The sequence below is a fragment of the Pseudomonas sp. P1_A1 genome (genome assembly GCF_056406935.1).
The window spans coordinates 14,967-35,002 of the sequence record NZ_JBFTZE010000033.1; the positions used below are offsets into that span (position 1 = coordinate 14,967).

The following is a 20,036-nucleotide window of genomic DNA, read 5'->3' on the forward strand; positions in this document are numbered from 1 at the left end:
GACTGAAATCGCTAACGGACTTTTGCAAAAACGGAGAAAGTGCTGCAGCCCGCGAAATACGCGACATTCAGTCGCAGGCTGTTGAGTTCCATGACAAATGTTTCATGTTTCAAGGGCTGTCTGGCCGTAGATAAAACCTGGCCAAAAAAAACGCCCCGAACCAGTCGGGGCGTTTTTATGTGTGGCGTAGGCGGGGTATTACTTACCCTGCCAGCGCTTCAGTACCAGCGTTGCGTTGGTGCCGCCGAAGCCGAAGCTGTTGCTCATCACGGTGTTGATGGTGGCGTCTTCGCGAGTCTTGGTCAGGATTGGCATGTCTGCCACTTCCGGGTCCAGTTCGTCGATGTTGGCGGAACCCGCCATGAAGTTGCCTTCCATCATCAGCATGCAGTAGATCGCTTCATGAACGCCGGCGGCGCCCAGGGAGTGACCCGACAGGCTCTTGGTGGAGCTGATGGCCGGAGCGTTGTCGCCGAACACTTCACGCACACCTTTCATTTCCATCACGTCGCCGACCGGAGTCGAGGTGCCATGGGTGTTCAGGTAGTCGATCGGTGCATCAACGGTGGACATGGCCATCTGCATGCAGCGGATGGCGCCTTCGCCGCTTGGGGCGACCATGTCGTAGCCGTCGGAGGTCGCGCCGTAGCCAACGATTTCCGCGTAGATCTTCGCGCCGCGGGCCAGAGCGTGTTCCAGCTCTTCGACCACGACCATGCCGCCACCGCCGGCGATGACGAAACCGTCACGCTTGGCGTCGTAGGCACGGGAAGCTTTTTCCGGGGTTTCGTTGTACTGGCTGGACAGGGCGCCCATGGCGTCGAACAGGAACGACTGGCTCCAGTGCTCTTCTTCACCGCCGCCGGCGAATACGATGTCCTGCTTGCCCATCTGGATCTGTTCCATGGCGGTACCGATGCAGTGAGCACTGGTGGCGCAGGCAGAAGCGATGGAGTAGTTCAGGCCCTTGATCTTGAACGGGGTGGCCAGGCAAGCGGAAACAGTGCTGCTCATGGTCCGCGTTACGCGGTATGGGCCGACGCGCTTGACGCCTTTCTCGCGCAGGATGTCCAGCGCTTCCATCTGGTTCAGCGTGGAGGCGCCACCGGAACCGGCGATCAGGCCGGTACGCGGGTTGGAAACTTGCTCTTCGGTCAGGCCGGAGTCTGCGATGGCATCTTTCATGGCCAGGTAGGCGTAAGCCGCCGCGTGGCCGACGAAGCGATAGATCTTGCGATCGATCAGCTCTTCGAGGGGAAGGTCAATGGAGCCGGAAACCTGGCTACGCAGACCCATTTCGGCATATTCCGGGTTGAACCGGATGCCAGGGCGGCTTGCACGCAGGTTAGCGGAGACGGTCTCTTTGTCATTGCCCAGGCACGAAACGATGCCCAGACCAGTGATAACGACGCGGCGCATGCGGATAACCCTTAGAAGTTGTCAGTGGAGGTGAAAACGCCGACCCGAAGGCCTTCGGCGGTATAGATTTCGCGGCCGTCGACAGTCACGGAACCATCGGCGATGGCCATGTTCAGCTTGCCTTTGAGGACGCGTTTGATATGGATGTTATAGGTGACTTTCTTGGCGGTCGGCAGTACCTGGCCAAAGAATTTCACTTCGCCCGAACCCAGGGCGCGACCACGGCCCGGCAGACCTTGCCAGCCGAGGAAGAAACCGACCAGTTGCCACATGGCATCGAGGCCCAGGCAGCCCGGCATCACCGGATCACCTTCGAAATGGCAGGCGAAGAACCACAGGTCTGGAGTGATATCCAGCTCGGCGACCAATTCACCTTTGCCGTACTTGCCACCCTCTTCGGAGATCAGGGTGATGCGATCGACCATCAGCATGTTCGGGGCGGGCAGTTGCGCGTTACCCGGGCCGAACAGCTCACCACGACTGCAGCGCAGCAGGTCTTCCCGAGTAAAGGCGTTTTGTTTGGTCATGCGAGCTCCTCAATAGTCCATGCGGCAGGGGGGCGAATCTTCCCGGCCGATCGAAGCGTTCATGCCTCGAGTCAGCAGCCTACTCATAGACTATTGCGTTGTAGTGAAAGTCACAGCACCAAGGACATGAATGTACACTTGTGCACTGAAATTATTATTCAAGCCCCTTTTCGGGCCTGTTCGGGTGCCTAAGACTGCCGCACTTTCGTCTTTCACGCCAGTCGCAGATCGTCGAAAGGCCTGCACTACTGCACCCAACGCTGCAGAATTTGCTGCAGATCAGTGCGTTTAAAGGGCTTGGCCAGGTAATCGTTCATTCCCGCGGACAAACAGGCTTCACGATCGCCCTGCAAGGCGTTGGCCGTCAGGGCAATGATCGGCACGTCAGCGCAGCCGGGTAGTTGGCGGATCTGTCGGGTGGCCTCGTAGCCGTCAATGACCGGCAGTCGGCAATCCATCAGAATCGCTTCGAAAATCAGGCTCTCGGCGCTGCGCACCGCTTGTGCACCATCGGTGACGACGCTGACAGTAAAGCCCAGGCTGCGCAACATTGCTTCGACGACGGTGCGGTTGACCGGGTTGTCTTCCACCAGCAACACATTGCGACCTTCGCCGTGGCCATTGCCGGTATGTACTCGCGGCATCAGCACCGGCAACGACTGCTTATGCAGCGCCAGAGGTATCTCCAGGGTGAACACCGAACCGACGCCTTCTTCGCTCTGAGCACGTAAGGTGCCGCCCATTCGTTCGGCCAGAGTGCGGGCAATCGGCAGCCCCAGCCCGGTGCCACCGTAACGTCTTGAAATACTACTGTCGGCCTGCTGGAACGCGTTGAACATCAATTCCAGGCTTTCGGCCGGAATGCCGATCCCGCTGTCGCGCACGGTGCAGGTGAACCAAAGCAACTCGTGATCCAGTGACTGCCACTGCGGTTCGATCGTGATGCGGCCCCGTTCGGTGAATTTCAGCGCATTGCCGACCAGGTTGACCAGTATCTGCCGGATCCGCGTCGGATCGCCTTGAACCTGCAGGGCGCGCATGTCCTCGGGGATCTGCAGTTGCAGGTCAAGCCCGCGTTGCACTGCGCTGTGCTGGAACGACTGGGCGCAACTGGTGATCAGGTCCGCGAGGTTGAACGCAATATGCTCCAGCTCCAGTTCCGAGCGTTCGATGCGCGAGAAGTCGAGAATGTCGTTGATCACTTTGAGCAGGTGTTCAGTTGACTCCGAAGCCAGCGCGGCGTACTCGATCTGTTCCTCGGTCATCGCGGTGGTTTCCAGCAGTTGCAACATGCCCAGCACGCCATTCATCGGCGTGCGCAGTTCATGGCTCATCATGGCCAGGAAATCGGATTTGGCGTTGTTGGCCTTTTCCGCTTCCTCGCGGGTCTGGATCAATTGCGCCATGGCCTGATGCTGTTCGCGGCTGGCTTGTTCAAGGCCCTGGGCAAGGTTGTTGATGTGTTGCGACAGGGCGCCCAGTTCGGTGTCATCGACAATCGGCAGGGGCGTTTTGTAGTCGCCTTTCTGGATCGCCTTGACCGCATTGCCGATGTCGTGGATCGGTTGCGACAGGCTGCTGGCCAGACGCCGAGCCAGCAGAAAGGTAAACAGCAGGGCGAACAGGGCCAGGATCCCGGCCTTGAACAGGATTTCCTGCTGGCGCTGGTTGAAGGCGTCATTGGACAGACCGACGATCACCCGGCCCAGGTAATCCTCTCCCGGCTTTGTGGGGGCGGTGCGGCTGTTCTGGAAGAAGTCATTGTTGAGCGCGATACGTTGCAGCCGCACCGGTGCCTGGAACACTTCGACCTGATGCGAGCGATTGTGGGTTTCCGACGGTTGTTCGACGTACACCAGAATCCGGTTGGTGCTGTCCTGAACCTCCAGAAAACGCACATTGGGCGTGGCCAGGGTGGCTTTGAGCAAACTCTCGAGCACGTCGTTGTTGCCCGAGATCACCCCGTATTCGGTGGCCGGCGCCAGTTGGTTGGCGATCAGTTGACCGGTGTGGTTGAGTTCCTGGCGCAGGTCCTGGATTCGCACGAAGGTGAAGAAACTGATCAGCAGCAACGTCAGCAGCAGCGCCGGGCCGAGGCTGATGATCTGGGTACGGGTATTGATGTCCCAACCGCTATGGAAGGTCATGGGCGATGTTCTCCTTCGGCCAGCTGTGTTGCGACAGAGGCTTCATTCATCGGTTCAATGCTTAATGAACGAGCCACTTGCGGGTTGCTCAAGACCTTGAAGTGCTGCGGATAAAGGGTGCGCGGCCAGGTGGTGGAGGGGCGGTCGAGCAGTTCGACGAGAATCTTCAGCCAATCGCTCTGGTCGCTGTAGGTGCTGGCGAGGCTGCCCGCCCTGACGAAGGCGGCATTGGGACCGATCAGCGGCAGCTGCCGTGCGTAGCTGCTGAGCAGCAGGTTTTTCACGGTTTTGGGGTTGTACAGATCAGGGTCATCCAGGCCCAGCAGCACATCGCTGTTTTTCAGCAGGGCCTGCAACGGACGGCTGTCATTGGTGTTGTCCCAACGTTCGGTGACCACTTCAAGGCCCAGGGGCAGGGCTGCCTGATGCAGTTCCTTCAGCAGGAATTCGCTGTGGCTGTCGAAAAGCACGCCGACACGTCGAGCCTCGGGCAGGACGAGTCGGGTCAGGCGCAATTGTCGATCCAGCGGCGGATCGCTCCAGAGCAGGCTCAAGTGCGGTGGCGAAACATCGCCAAAGCGTTGGTGGGCTTGCAGACGGCTGATGCGCAGCACCAGCGTTGCCGGGCCTTGGGCGTCTTGCACTCGCCAGTCGAGGCTTTGCAAGTCGAGCAGAATCAGGCGGGTGCCCGCAGGCAGTTGGCCGGGTGCCGGCAAGCTGGCGACCGGCTGGAAACGCACGCTGTCGGTGGGGCGCAACTCGCTCAGGGCCTGGACGAAAGACTGCACGCCAGGGCTGTCTTCGGCGCCGGTCAGCAGAATGTCGGCGGCCCGGGCCGGCAGATTGCACAGCAGCCCGGCAAACACCAGGCACAGCCCGGCCAGCAGGCGGCCAAGGGTTGGCGTCTTCCGTGGCAGGCAATACTGCATCTTAAAACTCCAGCTCCGCGCTGAAGTAGAGCACCCGGCGTTCGTCGTAGTTGTTGTCGACGAAAGTGGTGGGCTGATTGTCGAGGCGTTGCTGGAGGACCCCGGCCAGCTCCAGATTGGCCTTGCCCAGGCCGATGCGTTTGGCGATGCGGGTGTCGACCCGTTCGAAGCGGTAACCGTTGAGGGCGTCGGCGCCATAGTAGAAGAGCGCGCTGTTCCAGCCCTGGCCCCAGTTGCGCAGCCAACCGGCGGAGCCGCTGTTGCGCGCCGTTTGTTGTGCATCCAGCGGGTTGCTCGCCTCGGCATCGACATAGGCGTAGGTCAGGCGCAGACGATCGGTGCTGCTGACGCGCCAGTCCAGTTGGGTTTCCGCTCCTGAGAATCGTGAGCTGTTCGAGTTGCTGGCAATGTACTGATTGTTGCGCAGCGGTTCGCTGATCATGCCGTTGATTTCGTCGTAGAACAGCTTCACATCGACCGTCAGTCCCCAGTCTGTGAAGTAGCCGTTGTAGCCCAATTCCCGGGAGCGCATGCGTTCCTGTTCGAGGTCACCCGGGCCACGGGTCCGGACGAAATAGCGGGCGCTGGTCTGGCCGTAGGCACTGGGCTGCAGGTTGGTCACCTGATAGCTCCAGTTGACGCTGTTCTCGAACATGTCCGGCGAGCGGACGGCTTCCGAGTACACCGCGCGCAAACCGTGGCGCGGGTTGATCAGATAGTTGACCGCCAGCCGTGGGGTCAGTGAGCTGCCGGTCAATTGCGTGTCTTCGAACATCGCCCCGCCCTGCAGCAACCAGTGCTCGGTGGCGCGCCACTCGAGTTGGCCGAACGCCCGCCAGGTGGTGTCGTCGAGCGTGCCATTGAAGTAGGTCTCGGAATCGGCCCGGTCGTAACGATAGTTCATGCCGCTGACCAGCCGCAGCGTGTCGGACAGGCTGAGGGTGTCTTGCAGTTCGAGGTCGTAGCGCGACTCTCGGGCACTCTGGTCGATGTCGCCGCACAGCGTTTTGTTCGCGCCGTTCCGCCATTGCGCCAGAACCTGATTGGCCAGGGCTTGTTCTGCCGCTGTACCGGGGGGCGCGCCGGTGAAACGAGCGATGTTGCGCGCCAGGCGTTCGGTGTAATTGGGATTGAGCTGCCAAAGTTGGGTCAGCTCCGGGCTGAACGAGATCTCGGCATCGCAGGCACGCCAAGTCTGCTGACGATCCCAGTGTTGCGCCGAGCCTTGAATATAAAGGCTGTGATCAGGGTTGATGTCCAGGTTCCAGCGCAGCGAGCCGGCGTAGTCCTTGGCGATGACGTCGGAATTGTTCCCGGCGGCGGTAATCCCTGAGAACACCGGGCGGTAGGTATAGGGTCGCTGGTTGCTCCCGTCCTTGGCGTTCAGTTGCCAATCGATGCTCTGGTTTTCATTGAGCGTCTGGCTGACGGCCAGGCTGAAGCGGTTCAAGCGACGGCTGTCGCGGTAATCGGCGCCGGTGCGGTTCGAGTCGAAGCCATCGTCTTGTTGTCCGGACAGCGACAGGCGCAAGTCGCCGCTGTCCCAGCCCATGCCCTGGCTGGCGTAGAAATCGTTGATACCGCGCTGGCCGCGGGTGACTTTCAGCCGTGTGCCATGGCTGTCGGCCGGCTTGCGGGTGATGATATTGACCACCGCCATCAGCGCGTTGGCGCCGTAGCTGACGGTGTTCGGGCCACGGAAAACCTCGATGCGCTCGATGTCTTCCATGGCCACCGGAATATCACTCCAGTCCACCGTGGCCAGGCCCGCGCGGTACACCGAGCGGCCGTCGATCAGCACTTGCATGCGCCGCGCTTCGCTGGCGTTGGTGCCGTGGTAGTTCACCGCCGCCTGGTTGCCGCTGATATTGCCGACCATCATCCCCGGCACCAGCCGCAGCAACTCGCTGATGTCCCGCGCGCCGCTGGCGTTGATCAGTTCGCTGTCGATCACCGTCATGCTGCCTGGCACGGCCGCGGGCGACTGCTTCAGGCGCGTCGCGGTGAGCACTTGCGGCAACGGATCGTTGTCCAGGAACAGGTCGTCGGCCAGCAATGGCGAGCTGAACATCAGCGCCAGCACCAGTGGCGAGCGAGGATAGGGAGAGCCAAAAGACACGGCACGGCCTTGATAGCGATTAATTGGCGCGCATGTTAACCGAGCGCAATGACTTTTCCAGTCACGTTGTGGGCATTTTCCTCGGTTTTCTTGGTCTTCTTCCTACAAGTGCCGGTAATTGATGTCGGGGCTGGCCGCCACTGGGCCGCTCCGTATAATGCGGGCATCGCCACTGGTATGGATTAACGGATTGCATATGACTGAACAGCGCCCAATTGCGGTCCTGGGAGGCGGAAGTTTTGGTACCGCCGTGGCTAATCTGCTGGCCGAGAACGGGCATCAGGTGCGGCTGTGGATGCGTGACCCCGAGCAGGCCGAGGCCATTCGGGTCAATCGCGAGAACCCGCGTTACCTCAAAGGCATCAAGATTCTTGCGGCGGTGGAGGCGGTCACAGACCTGCAAGCCACGCTGGAGGCCTGCGACCTGTGCTTCGTCGCGCTGCCCTCCAGCGCGCTGCGCTCGGTGCTGGCGCCCTACGCTCAGCTTTTGAGCGGAAAAATGCTGGTGAGCCTGACCAAAGGCATCGAAGCCCATACGTTCAAGCTGATGAGCCAGATTCTTGAAGATATCGCCCCGCAAGCGCGCATCGGCGTGCTGTCGGGGCCGAACCTGGCCCGTGAAATCGCCGAACACGCGCTGACTGCCACGGTGGTCGCCAGCGAAGACGAAGACCTTTGCCAGCAGGTCCAGGCCGCGCTGCATGGCCGGACCTTTCGCGTGTACGCCAGCGCCGACCGCTTTGGCGTGGAGCTGGGCGGGGCGCTGAAAAACGTCTACGCCATCATCGCCGGTATGGCGGTGGCGTTGGGCATGGGCGAAAACACCAAGAGCATGCTGATTACCCGGGCACTGGCGGAAATGACCCGCTTCGCGGTGAGTCAGGGTGCCAACCCGATGACATTCCTGGGGCTGGCGGGCGTCGGCGATTTGATCGTCACCTGCTCATCGCCGAAAAGCCGTAATTATCAGGTCGGGTTTGCCCTCGGCCAGGGCTTGAGCCTGGAGGACGCGGTGACGCGTCTGGGCGAAGTGGCCGAAGGCGTGAATACCCTTAAGGTGCTCAAGGCCAAGGCTTCGGACGTGGGCGTGTATATGCCGCTGGTCGCCGGATTGCACGCGATTCTGTTCGAAGGGCGCACGCTTGATCAGGTGATTGGGTTGTTGATGCGTGGCGAACCGAAAACCGACGTGGACTTTATTTCCCCCAGTGGTTTCTAAGCACTTAACCGATACGAGCAGGGAGCGAGACAGACATGAATGATCCGAAAGTAGAAGAAGGCAAGTACGAATCCATCCTGCTGCGGGTGCTGTGGATGATTGTCTATGTGCTGGTCTGGCAAGTGGCGCAATTGATCCTCGGCGCGGTGGTGCTGGTGCAGCTGATCTATCGTTTGATATATGGCGCACCGAGCGCCAGCCTGATGAATTTCGGCGACAGCCTGAGCCAGTTTCTGGCGCAGATCGGTCGTTTCGGCAGCTTTCACAGCGACCAGAAGCCCTGGCCGTTCGCCGACTGGCCAGCGCCGCGTACACCGGAAGGTGAAGCCCCGCACGTTGTGGCGCCGGCGCCGCATCCGGCCCGAGATGAGGAACCGAAACTATGAAACTCTGGGTATTGCGTCATGGTGAAGCCGAACCTCACGGTACCCGCCCGGACTCCGAGCGGGCCCTGACCGATAAGGGGCGCAAAGAGGTGAAGCGCATCGCGGCCAAATTGAAGGGCAAACACCTGACTGCCATTTATGCCAGCCCTTACCTGCGAGCGCAGGAGACCGCAATGCTGGTGCGTAAGGAGCTGGGTTTTGCACCGGAGATTCGCACCGTCGAATGGCTGACGCCCGACAATAATCCGCAAGCAGTGGCGGAGCAGTTGGTGTCCGTGGATCACGCACTGCTGGTCAGCCACAACCCGCTGGTCGGTAACCTGCTGGGCTATTTGCAGCATGGTCACGTGCAAGAGCCGGAGAGAGTCGGCACCGCCGGGCTGGCGGAGCTTGAGGGCGACGAACTGCTGGTTGGGGCGATGAAGCTCAACGGCATCAAAACCCCTTAAAAGCAAAAGATCGCAGCCACGGCAGCTCCTACATTGGGACGGCGTACACCCGTAGGAGCTGCCGAAGGCTCGGGCCGCGTTCGGACGATCTTTTGATCTTGCTCCTACCCTCAAATAATTAACCAAGCACTTGCTTGGTTGACTACGCTTGCTCCAGACCAGAAATAAAGGAGCAAGTCGCATGTCTGCTGCTGTTCGTTTGCCATTGGACGTCTTCTACGAGCGCGAAAGCCGTCATCCGCGCCAGCGCTTTCTGGTCCAGCCGACCGGGGGCGGCCAGGTCGAGACGCTGACCTGGGCCGACGTCGGTCATCAGGCGCGCTGTGCCGCCCACTGGCTGCGGGCTCGCGAATTGCCACAAGGCAGCCACATCGCACTGATCTCGAAAAACTGCGCCCACTGGATCATCGCCGACCTTGCGATCTGGATGGCCGGGCATGTCTCGGTGCCGCTGTACCCCAACCTGACCGCCGATTCCGTGGCCCAGGTGCTCGATCATTCCGAAGCCGCGCTGGCGTTCATCGGCAAGCTGGATGACTGGCCGGGCATGTCCATTGGCGTCAGGCCTGGCCTGCCAACCATCAGCCTGCCGCTGTGTCCGGCCGGCACTTTCGACTTCATCTGGGCCGACCTGCAACGCAGCTCACCGATTCAGGACGACCCCAAACCCGCCGCCGATCAACTGGCGACCATCATTTACACCTCTGGCACCACGGGCCAGCCCAAAGGCGTGATGCACAGTTTCGGCACGCTGGGATTTGCCACCACCCATGGCACCCGGTTGTTTGGCCTGAATGAGTCGGATCGCCTGCTGTCCTACCTGCCGCTGTGCCATGTCGCCGAGCGGATGTTCGTCGAGTTGGCAGCGATCTACACCGGGCAAACGGTGTTTTTCGCCGAGAGCCTCGACTCCTTCCTCACCGATTTGCAGCGTGCCCGACCGACCGCGCTGTTCGGCGTGCCACGCATCTGGAGCAAATTCCAGATGGGCGTGTACAGCAAGATCCCGGCAAAACGCCTCGACTTCCTGCTCGGCCTGCCTTTCATCGGCAAACGGGTAGGGCACAAAGTCCTCGCCGGGCTGGGGCTGGACGCTTTGCGCATCGCCTTGTCCGGCGCGGCGCCAGTGCCGCAGACCTTGTTGAACTGGTATCGAAAACTGGGGCTGGATGTGCTGGAGGTGTACGGCATGACCGAAAGCTGCGGTTACTCCCACATCGGCCTGCCCGGCCAGAACAAACCCGGCTGGATCGGCAAGCCATGCCCGGAGGTCGAAGTACGGGTTGAGCCATCAGGTGAAGTGCTGGTGCGCAGCGGCGCGACCATGCTCGGCTATTTCAAGGAGCCTTTGAAAACCGCCGAAACCCTCACCGAGGATGGCTTCCTGCGCACCGGTGACAAGGGCGAGGAGGATGCCGAGGGCAACCTGCGCCTGACCGGGCGCCTGAAGGAAATCTTCAAGACCAGCAAAGGCAAATACGTGGCCCCGGCGCCGATCGAGAATCGTCTGGCGGTGCATTCGCGGATTGAACAAGTGTGCGTGGTCGGCGACGGCTTGAGCGCACCGCTGGGGTTGTGCGTGTTGTCGGCGGTTGGCCTGCAAGACGCCAGCGGAACGACGAGGGCGGGCCTGCATTCAAGCCTGGAAAAGCTGCTGGAGGAGGTCAACGTTTCGCTTGATAAACATGAACGCTTGCACCGGCTGGTGGTGGTCAAGGACAGTTGGACGGTGGAAAACGGCTTCCTGACACCGACCCTGAAGATCAAGCGCAATATGATTGAAGCGGCTTACGGTGCGCGCTTCGAAGAATGGAGCGCGCGCAGCGAGGCGGTGCTGTGGCAGGATTGAGTCACGAACAACACCAACAAAGGAACGCAACGATGACTCTGTGGCGCACCACTCCCAACATCGAGCAGTTGAACGCTATCCAGAAAAACACCATCGGCGAAGTGCTGGATATTCGCTTCGAAGCCTTCGATGACGAGTCCCTGACCGCGAGCATGGTCATCGACCATCGCACACACCAGCCTTATGGTTTGCTGCATGGCGGCGCCTCGGTGGTACTGGCTGAAACCGTCGGCTCGATGGCCAGTTTCCTGTGCATCGACGCCAGCAAGTTTTATTGCGTGGGCCTGGAAATCAACGCCAACCATTTGCGCGGCCTGCGCAGTGGACGAGTGACGGCGGTGGCCAGGGCGATTCACATCGGACGTACGACGCATGTCTGGGATATTCGCTTGAGCAGCGATGAGGGCAAGGCCAGTTGCGTGTCGCGGCTGACCATGGCGGTGGTGCCGTTGGGGGAGAATCCACCAGCACGATGAGTTTCGGCCTGCCAGGGGGCATCCTTGCTCCCTCGTCATAGCCCTGACCCGACTGTCATCATTCCTGTCAGTTACGGTCATTGCTGTAGGACGTCGTCTTACGGACAATCAACGTCTGTTTTTTGCACATGGATCTGCCGGTATGTCGCAACAGATATTTTTCGCCCACGCCAATGGCTTTCCTTCGGGGACCTACGGCAAGTTGTTCGCGGCGCTGGCGCCCGAGTATCAGGTGACGCATCTGGAGCAGCACGCCCATGACCCGCGTTTTCCGGCGGACGACAACTGGAACAATCTGGTGGATGAGCTTATTCATCACCTCAAGCAGCAGCCGGAACCGGTCTGGGGTGTCGGTCACTCCTTCGGCGGCGTGCTGCACCTGCACGCCGCGTTGCGTTGCCCTGAGCTGTATCGCGGTGTGGTGATGCTTGATTCGCCGGTGCTGACCCGCACCGATCAATGGGTGATCCGTGCCGCCAAACGCTTCGGTTTCATCGATCGCCTGACCCAGGCCGGCCGTACGTTGGGACGCCGGGAAGAGTTCGCCGATCTGGAGGCGGCCCGCCTGTACTTCGCTGGTAAGACCCTGTTTCGTGGTTTCGACCCGGAATGCTTCGACGCCTATCTTCAATACGGTTTGCAAAAGGTCGGCGACAAACTGCGCCTGCGTTTCGACCCGGCCACGGAAATCAGCATCTACCGCGGCGTACCCCACACCAGCCCCGGTCGCGCGCGCCAGTTGAAAGTGCCGCTGGCGGTGGTGCGCGGACACAAAAGCCGGGTGGTGATGCGTCATCACACCCGTTCCGTCGGGCGCATGCCCTTGGGCGAGTCCTTGACCATGCCCGGCGGTCACATGTTTCCCCTCGAACGTCCACAGGACACGGCCACGCTGCTGAAGAATCTGTTCAGTCGCTGGGAAGGTCGCCGCCAACAGGATTGCGCATGAGCAGTGTCGTTGAAGAAGTTCGCCTGAGCCTGCCGCATATCGAGTTGGCGGCGCACCTGTTCGGCCCTGAGGACGGCTTGCCGGTCATCGCCTTGCACGGCTGGCTGGACAACGCCAACAGCTTTGCCCGGCTGGCGCCGAAGCTCAAAGGCTTGCGCATCATCGCACTGGACATGGCCGGGCACGGTCACTCGGGGCATCGGCCCAACGGCGCCGGTTACGCCCTGTGGGACTACGCCCATGACGTACTGCAAGTGGCCGAGCAGTTGGGATGGAAACGTTTTGCGCTGCTGGGGCATTCCCTGGGGGCGATCGTCTCGCTGGTGCTGGCCGGGTCGTTGCCGGAGCGGGTGACTCACCTGGCGTTGATCGACGGCATCATTCCTCCTACAGACAAAGGCGAAAACGCCGCCGAACGCATGGGCATGGCCCTGCAAGCGCAGCTGGATCTGCGGGAAAAACGCAAACCGGTCTACAACACCCTTGACCGGGCCATCGAAGCGCGCATGAAAGGCTTGGTGGCGGTCAGTCGCGAAGCCGCCGAACTGCTGGCCCAGCGCGGCTTGATGCCGGTGCCGGGCGGTTATACCTGGCGCACCGACAACCGCCTGACGCTGCCGTCGCCGCTGCGTCTGACCACTGAGCAGGCGATGGCTTTCGTCCAGCGCGTCAGTTGTCCTGCACACCTGGTGGTCGCGGCTGACGGCATGCTCGCCAAACATCCCGAGTTGCTGGAACGTCTACCCTTTAGCCATGAACAGTTGCCTGGCGGCCATCACTTGCACCTCAATGACGAACCCGGTGCCGGTCTTGTCGCAGACTGTTTCAATCGGTTCTTCGCCGTTCCTTGACTTGCGTCGGGCAACTGTCGAGTCTGGGCGGGTTGAAATGGGAGACAACCATGATAGATCTGTACACCGCTGCGACCCCGAATGGCCACAAGGTCTCTATCGTGCTCGAGGAGCTCGGCCTGCCCTACACGGTGCATGCCTTGAGTTTCGACAAAAAGGAACAGAAGTCCAAGGACTTCCTCAAGATCAACCCCAATGGCCGGATTCCGGCGATTGTCGACCGCGCCAATGGCGATTTCGCCGTGTTCGAGTCCGGCGCGATTCTGATTTACCTCGCCGAGATGACCGGCAAACTGCTGCCCCAGGACCCGAAAGGACGTTCCGTGGTGTTGCAGTGGTTGATGTTCCAGATGGGCGGCATCGGGCCGATGCAGGGCCAGGCCAACGTGTTTTTCCGCTATTTTCCAGAAAAGCTCCAGGGCGCCATCGACCGCTATCAACATGAAACCCGGCGCCTGTATGAAGTGCTCGACACGCGTCTGCAAGCCGTGGAGTTTCTGGCGGGCGAGTACAGCATTGCCGATATCGCGACCTTTCCATGGGTCCGCGGCCACGACTGGTCCGGTGTCTCGGTGGACGGCTTGCCGGCCTTGCAGCGCTGGATAGCCGCCCTTGAGGCGCGCCCTGCGGTGCAGCGCGGTTTGCGGGTGCCGGAGCGCATCGATGATGCCAGCGTCATCAAGGGTGCCCAGGCCATGTTGATCCGATGAACCTGGCCATGCGTTCACTCACTCTGCTGGCGCTGTGCAGCTTCAGTCCCTGGTTATTGGCCGCTGACATTCCGGGCAGTCAGGATCTGAAGATCGTGCCGCGCATGACCGATGCGCAGATCGTCGACTATCGCCCGACGGTGGAACTCGAGCGGATTTACCCGCTGGGTTCGATCCGCAAGATCAGCGGCCAATTGCGTTTCGACGGCCAGGTCACCGCTCGCGGTCAAACCACCTCGGTCACCTACGAATTGCCACCGGAGCATTCTTCCACCGATGCCTTCACTGCCGCCCGCGAAGCCTTGCAGAAACAGGGCGCCGAACTGTTGTTCTGGTGTCAGGCCCGGGATTGCGGGGAAAGCAGCCTGTGGGCCAATGAAGTCTTCGGCAATGCCAAGCTCTATGGCGCCGATAATCAGCAGGCTTTTTTGCTGCTGCGTCTGGCGGCCCCTCAAGACAACACGCTGGTGGCGCTTTACAGCATCACTCGCGGTAATCGCAGGGCTTATCTGCACGTCGAACAGTTCGATGCCTCGGCGCCGCTGGGTGATTTGCTGCCGACATCCGCGACGTTACTGCGCCAGCTCAAAAGCACCGGGAAGCTCGATTTCCCCAAACTCGACGGCGACCCTGACGACACCTGGCTGCGCTTGATTTCCCGTGGCCTGAACCTGGACACCACGTTGCGAGTCAGCGTTTCCGGGCCCACTGCCGAAGCCTGGCGCCAGGCGCTGATCGGCCAGGGCGTGCGCACGGCGCGGATGGAAACCGGCAGCGTCGAAGGCTCTGGCCTGCACTTCGAACTGTTGCAATAAGCTTCATTTGGCGAACGCGTTCTGCGAGTTCGCCTACTCTTTGCGGACTGACTTTTTCGGGATCTTACATGGTCAATAACGATCGGCTGTTGGTGCAGATCCTGCTCCTGGTGCTGTTTGGCGCGAGTTTATGGGTAATGGCGCCGTTCTGGTCGGCGCTGTTCTGGGGGGCGGTGCTGGCGTTTGCCAGTTGGCCGTTGATGCGTCTGTTGACCCGTTGGCTCAATGGTCGTGAATCCCTGGCGGCGCTGTTACTGACCCTCGGCTGGATGCTGCTGGTGGCGGTGCCGCTGGTGTGGCTGGGGTTCAACCTGGCGGATCACGTGCGCGATGCCACGGCGTTCATCAAGGATGTGCAGGTCGATGGTCTGCCTGAAGCGCCGGCCTGGGTTGGCGGTATTCCTTTGGTCGGCGAGCGGCTGGTAGGGATCTGGAACAGCATCGATCAGCAGGGCGCGGCGATGATGCTGGCGATCAAACCCTATCTGGGTCAGGTCGGTAACTGGTTGCTGGCACGCAGTGCGCAGATTGGCGGCGGGATCCTCGAGTTGACGCTGAGTATCGTGTTTGTGTTCTTTTTCTACCGGGACGGGCCGCGTTTGGCGGTGTTTGTCCATGGGTTGCTGGAGCGGCTGATTGGCGACCGCGCCGGGTATTACATCGAACTGGTGGCGGGCACCGTGCAACGGGTGGTCAACGGGGTGATCGGTACAGCGGCGGCGCAGGCGGTGCTGGCGCTGATCGGCTTCCTGATTGCCGGCGTGCCTGGGGCGCTGGTATTGGGGATCGTGACGTTTTTGCTGAGCCTGATTCCGATGGGGCCACCGCTGGTGTGGATTCCGGCCACGGCGTGGCTGGCCTGGAAAGGTGAGTACGGAATGGCGGTGTTCCTCGGGATCTGGGGCACGTTCATTATCAGCGGGGTCGACAACGTGCTTAAGCCGTACCTGATCAGCCGGGGCGGGAATTTGCCGTTGGTGATTGTGCTGCTCGGGGTGTTTGGCGGGTTGATTGCGTTCGGGTTTATCGGCCTGTTCATCGGCCCGACGTTGTTGGCCGTGGCTTACAGCCTGCTGACCGATTGGAGCAAGAGTCAGGCTCGGGTTGAAGATCGTCGGCCCTGAGTTTTTTGTTAGGTCTTAGGGCCGCGAAGTTTTTGACTCAGGTCGCCACGTTCAGGTGTTTGCCCACGGTCGCCACGTTGTCGAGCGAATACTGCTTGCTCAGGTTGGCGATCATTTTGTTCAGGGCTGCGGTCACGTTGAGCTGATGGGTCGAGCTGTCGGAATTCTGCTCGCGGCCGGCTTGCAGGGCGGCTTTCAGTTCATCGTTGCTGACGCCACCGCTGCTGTCGCTATCGAGTACCTTGAGCAACGCGGCGCTGGTGTCGGTGGAGGTCGATGAAGTGCTGTCGCCCGCTTGCAACGCGCTGCTCAGTTCCGTGGCCGTGACACTGCCATCGCTGTCGGTATCGAGTTGGCTGAACAGCTCTTCGCTGGACATCTGCTGAGGTGGCGGTGGCGGCGGGGTCAGGCTGGCGGCGAGTTCGTCCTGGCTGACGGTGCCGTCTTCATTCTTGTCCAGGGCCGAGAAGATTTCCGAGCTGTCGGCCGTGCTGCCGGCGCTGGTCAGGCCATTGCTCAGCTCATCGCTGCTGATGGCGCCGTCGCCGTCTGTGTCCAGAGCGCTGATCAGCGCATCGGCCAGTTCGGTGTTCGGTGCCTGATCGCTTGGCGGTGGCGGCGGAGGGGCCATCGCGGTCATTTCTTCGCTGCTCAGGCTGCCGCTTTCGTCGCTGTCCAGGTCGCTGAAGTTCTTTTCTGCGACAGGGCGCTCTTGAGCTCATCCTGATCCACCGCACCGTCGCTGTTGTTGTCGAGTTTGGCGAGCAGTTCTTTCTGCAATTGCTGGCTGCGGGCGCTGTTGGTGGTGGTACTGCTGGTGCTGGTATAGCTCGTGTAGCTGCTGACACTACCGATCATTGTGCTCACTCCTTGGAATGGGAAACCGGTGGGTGCACCGGTTTATGCAGCCTCAAGGGGCAAGTTATCGTGGGTATGTGGGATTTGTACCGATGGGTACACAACTTATCCAGTTAGACCCCGATCCCGTGGCAGGCTTAGACGCGGGGCAGGCGGATGACGGCGGTCAGACCACCGCCGGGCGTTTCTTCCAGGCTCAACTGCCCGCCCAAACGCTCCGCGGCTTCCCGGGCGATGGTCATGCCCAGACCGACGCCGCCGGAATTGCGATTGCGCGAACCTTCCAGGCGAAAGAACGGTTCAAACACCGCTTCACGTTTTTCCGCCGCGATACCCGGGCCATGGTCAATGACCCGGATCACCAGTTGTTCGCGACTGTCCTCAAGCGTGATCAGCGCGTCCCCGGCATAACGCAAGGCGTTGTCCAGCAGGTTGTTGATGCACGAGCGCAAAGCCATCGGTTGAACCTGCAGCGGGGCGCAATGGCCGCGGGCCTGGACGTCGGCGCCCTGGTCCTGGGCGTTTTCGCTCAGGGACTCCACCAGCGCCTGCACGTCCATCCATTGTGGCGCCTCGCTGGTGCGCTGCTCGTGCAGGTAGGTGAGGGTGGAATCGAGCATGCCGATCATGTCGTCCAGGTCCTGACGCATCTGGCCTTGCAGCTTCTCATCGTCGATCTGTTCCAGCCGCAGCTTGAGTCGCGACAGCGGTGTGCGCAGGTCATGGGACACCGCGCCGAGCATGCGCGAACGTTGCTGCATTTGTTCAAGAATGCGTTTCTGCATCAGGTTGAAAGTGTGCGCCGCTTGCCGCGCCTCCCGTGGGCCGGACTCATCCAGCGGCGGACTGTCGAGATTTTCACTCAGGCGCTCGGCGGCGTCGCTCAGGCGCTGAATCGGGCGGGTCAATAGCTTGGCGCCGTACCAGGCGGCGATGATCAGCGAGACAAACTGAAAGGTCAGTGGCACCAGCGGCCCGCCGAACCATGGCCGTGGTGGTCGATTGCCGAAACGCGGGTCCATTGGTGGGGGAGGGCCGTCGAAGCGCTCGGAAAAACCCGGCGGCGGTGGGGGAGGCGGGGGCGGCCCGTAATGTTTGAACCATAAAAAAGCTAACAAGTGCGCCAGTACGATCGCCACCAACAGCACGCCGAACAGGCGGCCGAACAGCGTATCGAAGCGCGCACGCATCAGCCGATGTCTCGTGCGTCGAACAGATAACCCTCACCACGAACGGTCTTGATCAACTGCGGGGCTTTCGGGTCGTCGCCCAGTTTCTGGCGCAGGCGCGACACCAACAGATCGATGCTGCGATCAAACGCTTCGATCGAGCGACCGCGCGCCGCGTCCAGCAGTTGTTCGCGGCTGAGCACCCGGCGCGGACGTTCGATGAACACCCAAAGCAAACGGAATTCGGCGTTGGACAGCGGCACCACCAGGCCATCGGCGGCGATCAACTGGCGCAACACGCTGTTCAATCGCCAGTTGTCGAAGCGAATATTCGCACGCTGTTCAGTACGGTCGTCGCGCACCCGACGCAGAATGGTCTGAATCCGCGCAACCAGTTCCCGCGGCTCGAACGGCTTGGCCATGTAGTCGTCGGCGCCCAGTTCCAGGCCGATGATCCGGTCGGTGGGTTCGCAGCGGGCGGTGAGCATCAGAATCGGGATGTCCGATTCGGCGCGCAGCCAGCGGCACAGCGACAAACCATCTTCGCCCGGCAGCATCAGATCGAGCACCACCACATCGAAATGTTCGGCTTGCAGCGCCTGACGCATGGCGGCGCCATCGGAGACGCCGCTGGCGTGGATATTGAAACGGGCCAGGTAGTCGATCATCAGTTCGCGGATCGGAACGTCATCGTCGACGATCAGGGCGCGTATGCTCCAGCGTTTGTCATCGGCCGGCGCTTTTTGATCGTCGTTCAGAGGTGCTGGGGAGTTGTGCATGCGTGCGTTCATCTGCCAGGTAGGCTGCCAACCACAAAGATAGGCTGCGAGGTTGTGGCTTCAGCATAGGCGTCCGGCCGTGAGGCGGGAAGTGCTGTAGGATTTGTTGCGGCTGACGAGGGTAGCGTTGAAGGGTGTTGTGGGCGTGTCGTGTGTGTATCGGGCTCGACACAATTGCCGCAGCAGCTAGTCTTGCCTGAGCCGCGACGACGAATTACCGATCATCGGGTCCCGCAGCGCCGCTGGTTCCGCTACAATGCGCGCCGATTTCGACTTGCCTGAGAGCCCACTCATGTCCGCCTGCCAGACGCCTATCATCGTCGCCCTGGATTTCCCCACCCGTGACGCCGCACTGAAGCTGGCCGATCAACTGGACCCGAAACTGTGCCGGGTCAAAGTCGGTAAAGAACTGTTTACCAGTTGCGCTTCGGAAATTGTCGGTACCTTGCGCGACAAGGGCTTTGAAGTGTTTCTGGACCTCAAGTTCCACGACATTCCGAACACCACCGCCATGGCCGTCAAGGCGGCTGCAGAAATGGGCGTATGGATGGTCAATGTGCACTGCTCCGGCGGCCTGCGCATGATGGCCGCCTGCCGCGAAGTGCTCGATCAGCGCAGTGGCCCGAAACCGCTGTTGATCGGCGTGACCGTGCTGACCAGCATGGAACGTGAGGATCTGGCGGGTATCGGCCTGGATATCGAGCCGCAGGTGCAGGTGCTGCGCCTGGCCGCGCTGGCGGAAAAAGCCGGGATGGACGGTCTGGTCTGCTCGGCCCAGGAAGCCCAGGCCTTGAAAGCCGCTCATCCGTCGTTGCAACTGGTGACCCCTGGGATTCGTCCGGCGGGCAGTGCCCAGGACGATCAGCGCCGCATTCTGACCCCGCGTCAGGCGCTGGATGCAGGTTCCGATTACCTGGTGATCGGCCGTCCGATCAGCCAGGCAGCGGATCCGGCCAAGGCGTTGGCAGCGGTCGTCGCGGAAATCGCCTGAAAGATCGCAGCCTTCGGCAGCTCCTACATTGGGTAGCGTACATCCTGTAGATACTCTGTTCACGGTCAAGCTTTTAGCAGATGTTTTTCGCTGAAAAGCTTGGCCGTATCGAAATCCTCTCCAGCGCGTATGCAGGCCCACAAACCTGTCAGGTATTTGCGCATAACCGCACAGATGGCCTGCATTTTTCGTTTTCCGCGACCGACTAGCACGTCGTAAAAAGCCTTCACATAAGGATCGCAGCGGATCGCTGACATGGCAGGCATGAAC

Annotated in this window: 18 protein-coding genes and 2 pseudogenes; 11 read left to right on the top strand and 9 right to left on the bottom strand. The window is 60.9% G+C overall.

The genetic code is table 11. The annotated features are described in order from the left end of the window. Nucleotides 1-198 precede the first annotated feature (198 nt). The 5 genes from fabB to AC1D2Q_RS29120 all read right to left on the bottom strand — a co-directional run bounded on the left by fabB (nt 199) and on the right by AC1D2Q_RS29120 (nt 7,141). Nucleotides 199-1,419 carry a beta-ketoacyl-ACP synthase I gene (gene fabB / locus AC1D2Q_RS29100; RefSeq protein ID WP_007937568.1) on the bottom strand — a complete coding sequence of 407 codons (1,221 nt, stop codon included), beginning with the start codon at nt 1,417-1,419 and terminating at the stop codon, nt 199-201. A gap of 11 nt (nt 1,420-1,430) precedes the next feature. Continuing rightward, the gene (gene fabA / locus AC1D2Q_RS29105) at nt 1,431-1,946 is read right to left on the bottom strand and encodes a 3-hydroxyacyl-[acyl-carrier-protein] dehydratase FabA (RefSeq protein WP_018926285.1); all 516 of its coding nucleotides are present in this window, start codon (nt 1,944-1,946) and stop codon (nt 1,431-1,433) included. 245 nt (nt 1,947-2,191) lie between these two features. Continuing rightward, a complete protein-coding gene (locus tag AC1D2Q_RS29110) occupies nt 2,192-4,093 on the bottom strand; it encodes an ATP-binding protein (protein ID WP_477815486.1) in 1,902 nt (633 codons plus the stop codon). Continuing rightward, nucleotides 4,090-5,022, bottom strand: coding sequence for an ABC transporter substrate-binding protein (locus AC1D2Q_RS29115; protein ID WP_477815487.1), 933 nt, complete (start codon nt 5,020-5,022; stop codon nt 4,090-4,092). The genes AC1D2Q_RS29110 and AC1D2Q_RS29115 overlap by 4 nt, the downstream gene beginning before the upstream one ends. 1 nt (nt 5,023) lies before the next feature. Beyond that, on the bottom strand, nt 5,024-7,141 hold the full coding sequence (locus tag AC1D2Q_RS29120; protein WP_477815488.1) for a TonB-dependent receptor plug domain-containing protein: 2,118 nt from the start codon (nt 7,139-7,141) through the stop codon (nt 5,024-5,026). Between the two features lie 196 nt (nt 7,142-7,337). On the opposite strand from AC1D2Q_RS29120, the gene AC1D2Q_RS29125 reads away from it, so the two are divergent. From AC1D2Q_RS29125 to AC1D2Q_RS29170, 10 genes are all read left to right on the top strand, one after another. Then, nucleotides 7,338-8,360, top strand: a complete 1,023-nt coding sequence (locus tag AC1D2Q_RS29125; RefSeq protein WP_477815489.1) for an NAD(P)H-dependent glycerol-3-phosphate dehydrogenase — start codon at nt 7,338-7,340, stop codon at nt 8,358-8,360. A 35-nt stretch (nt 8,361-8,395) separates the two neighbouring features. Beyond that, a complete protein-coding gene (locus tag AC1D2Q_RS29130) occupies nt 8,396-8,746 on the top strand; it encodes a DUF4389 domain-containing protein (RefSeq protein ID WP_018926280.1) in 351 nt (116 codons plus the stop codon). Beyond that, nucleotides 8,743-9,195, top strand: a complete 453-nt coding sequence (gene sixA, locus AC1D2Q_RS29135; RefSeq protein WP_477815490.1) for a phosphohistidine phosphatase SixA — start codon at nt 8,743-8,745, stop codon at nt 9,193-9,195. The genes AC1D2Q_RS29130 and sixA overlap by 4 nt, the downstream gene beginning before the upstream one ends. 181 nt (nt 9,196-9,376) lie before the next feature. Continuing rightward, entirely contained in the window at nt 9,377-11,044 is a 1,668-nt protein-coding gene (locus AC1D2Q_RS29140; protein WP_477815491.1) for an AMP-binding protein, read from the top strand. Between the two features lie 32 nt (nt 11,045-11,076). Next, entirely contained in the window at nt 11,077-11,520 is a 444-nt protein-coding gene (locus tag AC1D2Q_RS29145) for a hotdog fold thioesterase (protein WP_477815492.1), read from the top strand. 142 nt (nt 11,521-11,662) lie between these two features. Continuing rightward, nucleotides 11,663-12,469 (top strand): alpha/beta fold hydrolase, encoded by an 807-nt coding sequence (locus AC1D2Q_RS29150; protein WP_477815493.1) that lies wholly within the window; start codon nt 11,663-11,665, stop codon nt 12,467-12,469. Further along, entirely contained in the window at nt 12,466-13,320 is an 855-nt protein-coding gene (locus tag AC1D2Q_RS29155; protein WP_477815494.1) for an alpha/beta hydrolase, read from the top strand. The genes AC1D2Q_RS29150 and AC1D2Q_RS29155 overlap by 4 nt, the downstream gene beginning before the upstream one ends. Before the next feature lie 50 nt (nt 13,321-13,370). Then, nucleotides 13,371-14,030 (top strand): glutathione S-transferase family protein, encoded by a 660-nt coding sequence (locus AC1D2Q_RS29160; RefSeq protein ID WP_477815495.1) that lies wholly within the window; start codon nt 13,371-13,373, stop codon nt 14,028-14,030. 8 nt (nt 14,031-14,038) lie between these two features. Next, entirely contained in the window at nt 14,039-14,845 is an 807-nt protein-coding gene (locus tag AC1D2Q_RS29165) for a DUF4892 domain-containing protein (RefSeq protein WP_477815496.1), read from the top strand. A gap of 68 nt (nt 14,846-14,913) precedes the next feature. Then, entirely contained in the window at nt 14,914-15,969 is a 1,056-nt protein-coding gene (locus AC1D2Q_RS29170) for an AI-2E family transporter (protein WP_018926272.1), read from the top strand. A gap of 37 nt (nt 15,970-16,006) precedes the next feature. On the opposite strand, the pseudogene xopAW reads toward AC1D2Q_RS29170, so the two are convergent. The 3 genes and pseudogenes from xopAW to AC1D2Q_RS29185 all read right to left on the bottom strand — a co-directional run bounded on the left by xopAW (nt 16,007) and on the right by AC1D2Q_RS29185 (nt 18,775). Further along, nucleotides 16,007-16,827, bottom strand: a pseudogene (xopAW, locus tag AC1D2Q_RS29175) (XopAW family type III secretion system calcium-binding effector). A gap of 137 nt (nt 16,828-16,964) precedes the next feature. After that, nucleotides 16,965-18,017: a sensor histidine kinase gene (locus tag AC1D2Q_RS29180; RefSeq protein ID WP_018926270.1), complete on the bottom strand. Its 1,053-nt coding sequence runs from the start codon at nt 18,015-18,017 to the stop codon at nt 16,965-16,967. Continuing rightward, on the bottom strand, nt 18,017-18,775 hold the full coding sequence (locus AC1D2Q_RS29185) for a response regulator (protein WP_253416302.1): 759 nt from the start codon (nt 18,773-18,775) through the stop codon (nt 18,017-18,019). The genes AC1D2Q_RS29180 and AC1D2Q_RS29185 overlap by 1 nt, the downstream gene beginning before the upstream one ends. A gap of 292 nt (nt 18,776-19,067) precedes the next feature. On the opposite strand from AC1D2Q_RS29185, the gene pyrF reads away from it, so the two are divergent. Beyond that, nucleotides 19,068-19,766 (top strand): orotidine-5'-phosphate decarboxylase, encoded by a 699-nt coding sequence (gene pyrF, locus AC1D2Q_RS29190; protein ID WP_253416301.1) that lies wholly within the window; start codon nt 19,068-19,070, stop codon nt 19,764-19,766. A 65-nt stretch (nt 19,767-19,831) separates the two neighbouring features. Here pyrF and AC1D2Q_RS29195 read toward each other — a convergent pair. Beyond that, a pseudogene (locus tag AC1D2Q_RS29195) lies at nt 19,832-20,036 on the bottom strand (IS110 family transposase); the annotation flags it as partial.

What these genes read in the sequence shown, in the direction of transcription:
- fabB (WP_007937568.1), bottom strand. Translation starts at nt 1,419, where the DNA reads ATGCGCCGCGTCGTTATCACTGGTCTGGGCATCGTTTCGTGCCTGGGC.
- fabA (WP_018926285.1), bottom strand. Translation starts at nt 1,946, where the DNA reads ATGACCAAACAAAACGCCTTTACTCGGGAAGACCTGCTGCGCTGCAGT.
- AC1D2Q_RS29110 (WP_477815486.1), bottom strand. Translation starts at nt 4,093, where the DNA reads ATGACCTTCCATAGCGGTTGGGACATCAATACCCGTACCCAGATCATC.
- AC1D2Q_RS29115 (WP_477815487.1), bottom strand. Translation starts at nt 5,022, where the DNA reads ATGCAGTATTGCCTGCCACGGAAGACGCCAACCCTTGGCCGCCTGCTG.
- AC1D2Q_RS29125 (WP_477815489.1), top strand. Translation starts at nt 7,338, where the DNA reads ATGACTGAACAGCGCCCAATTGCGGTCCTGGGAGGCGGAAGTTTTGGT.
- AC1D2Q_RS29130 (WP_018926280.1), top strand. Translation starts at nt 8,396, where the DNA reads ATGAATGATCCGAAAGTAGAAGAAGGCAAGTACGAATCCATCCTGCTG.
- sixA (WP_477815490.1), top strand. Translation starts at nt 8,743, where the DNA reads ATGAAACTCTGGGTATTGCGTCATGGTGAAGCCGAACCTCACGGTACC.
- AC1D2Q_RS29140 (WP_477815491.1), top strand. Translation starts at nt 9,377, where the DNA reads ATGTCTGCTGCTGTTCGTTTGCCATTGGACGTCTTCTACGAGCGCGAA.
- AC1D2Q_RS29145 (WP_477815492.1), top strand. Translation starts at nt 11,077, where the DNA reads ATGACTCTGTGGCGCACCACTCCCAACATCGAGCAGTTGAACGCTATC.
- AC1D2Q_RS29150 (WP_477815493.1), top strand. Translation starts at nt 11,663, where the DNA reads ATGTCGCAACAGATATTTTTCGCCCACGCCAATGGCTTTCCTTCGGGG.
- AC1D2Q_RS29155 (WP_477815494.1), top strand. Translation starts at nt 12,466, where the DNA reads ATGAGCAGTGTCGTTGAAGAAGTTCGCCTGAGCCTGCCGCATATCGAG.
- AC1D2Q_RS29160 (WP_477815495.1), top strand. Translation starts at nt 13,371, where the DNA reads ATGATAGATCTGTACACCGCTGCGACCCCGAATGGCCACAAGGTCTCT.
- AC1D2Q_RS29165 (WP_477815496.1), top strand. Translation starts at nt 14,039, where the DNA reads ATGCGTTCACTCACTCTGCTGGCGCTGTGCAGCTTCAGTCCCTGGTTA.
- AC1D2Q_RS29170 (WP_018926272.1), top strand. Translation starts at nt 14,914, where the DNA reads ATGGTCAATAACGATCGGCTGTTGGTGCAGATCCTGCTCCTGGTGCTG.
- AC1D2Q_RS29180 (WP_018926270.1), bottom strand. Translation starts at nt 18,017, where the DNA reads ATGCGTGCGCGCTTCGATACGCTGTTCGGCCGCCTGTTCGGCGTGCTG.
- AC1D2Q_RS29185 (WP_253416302.1), bottom strand. Translation starts at nt 18,775, where the DNA reads ATGCACAACTCCCCAGCACCTCTGAACGACGATCAAAAAGCGCCGGCC.
- pyrF (WP_253416301.1), top strand. Translation starts at nt 19,068, where the DNA reads ATGTCCGCCTGCCAGACGCCTATCATCGTCGCCCTGGATTTCCCCACC.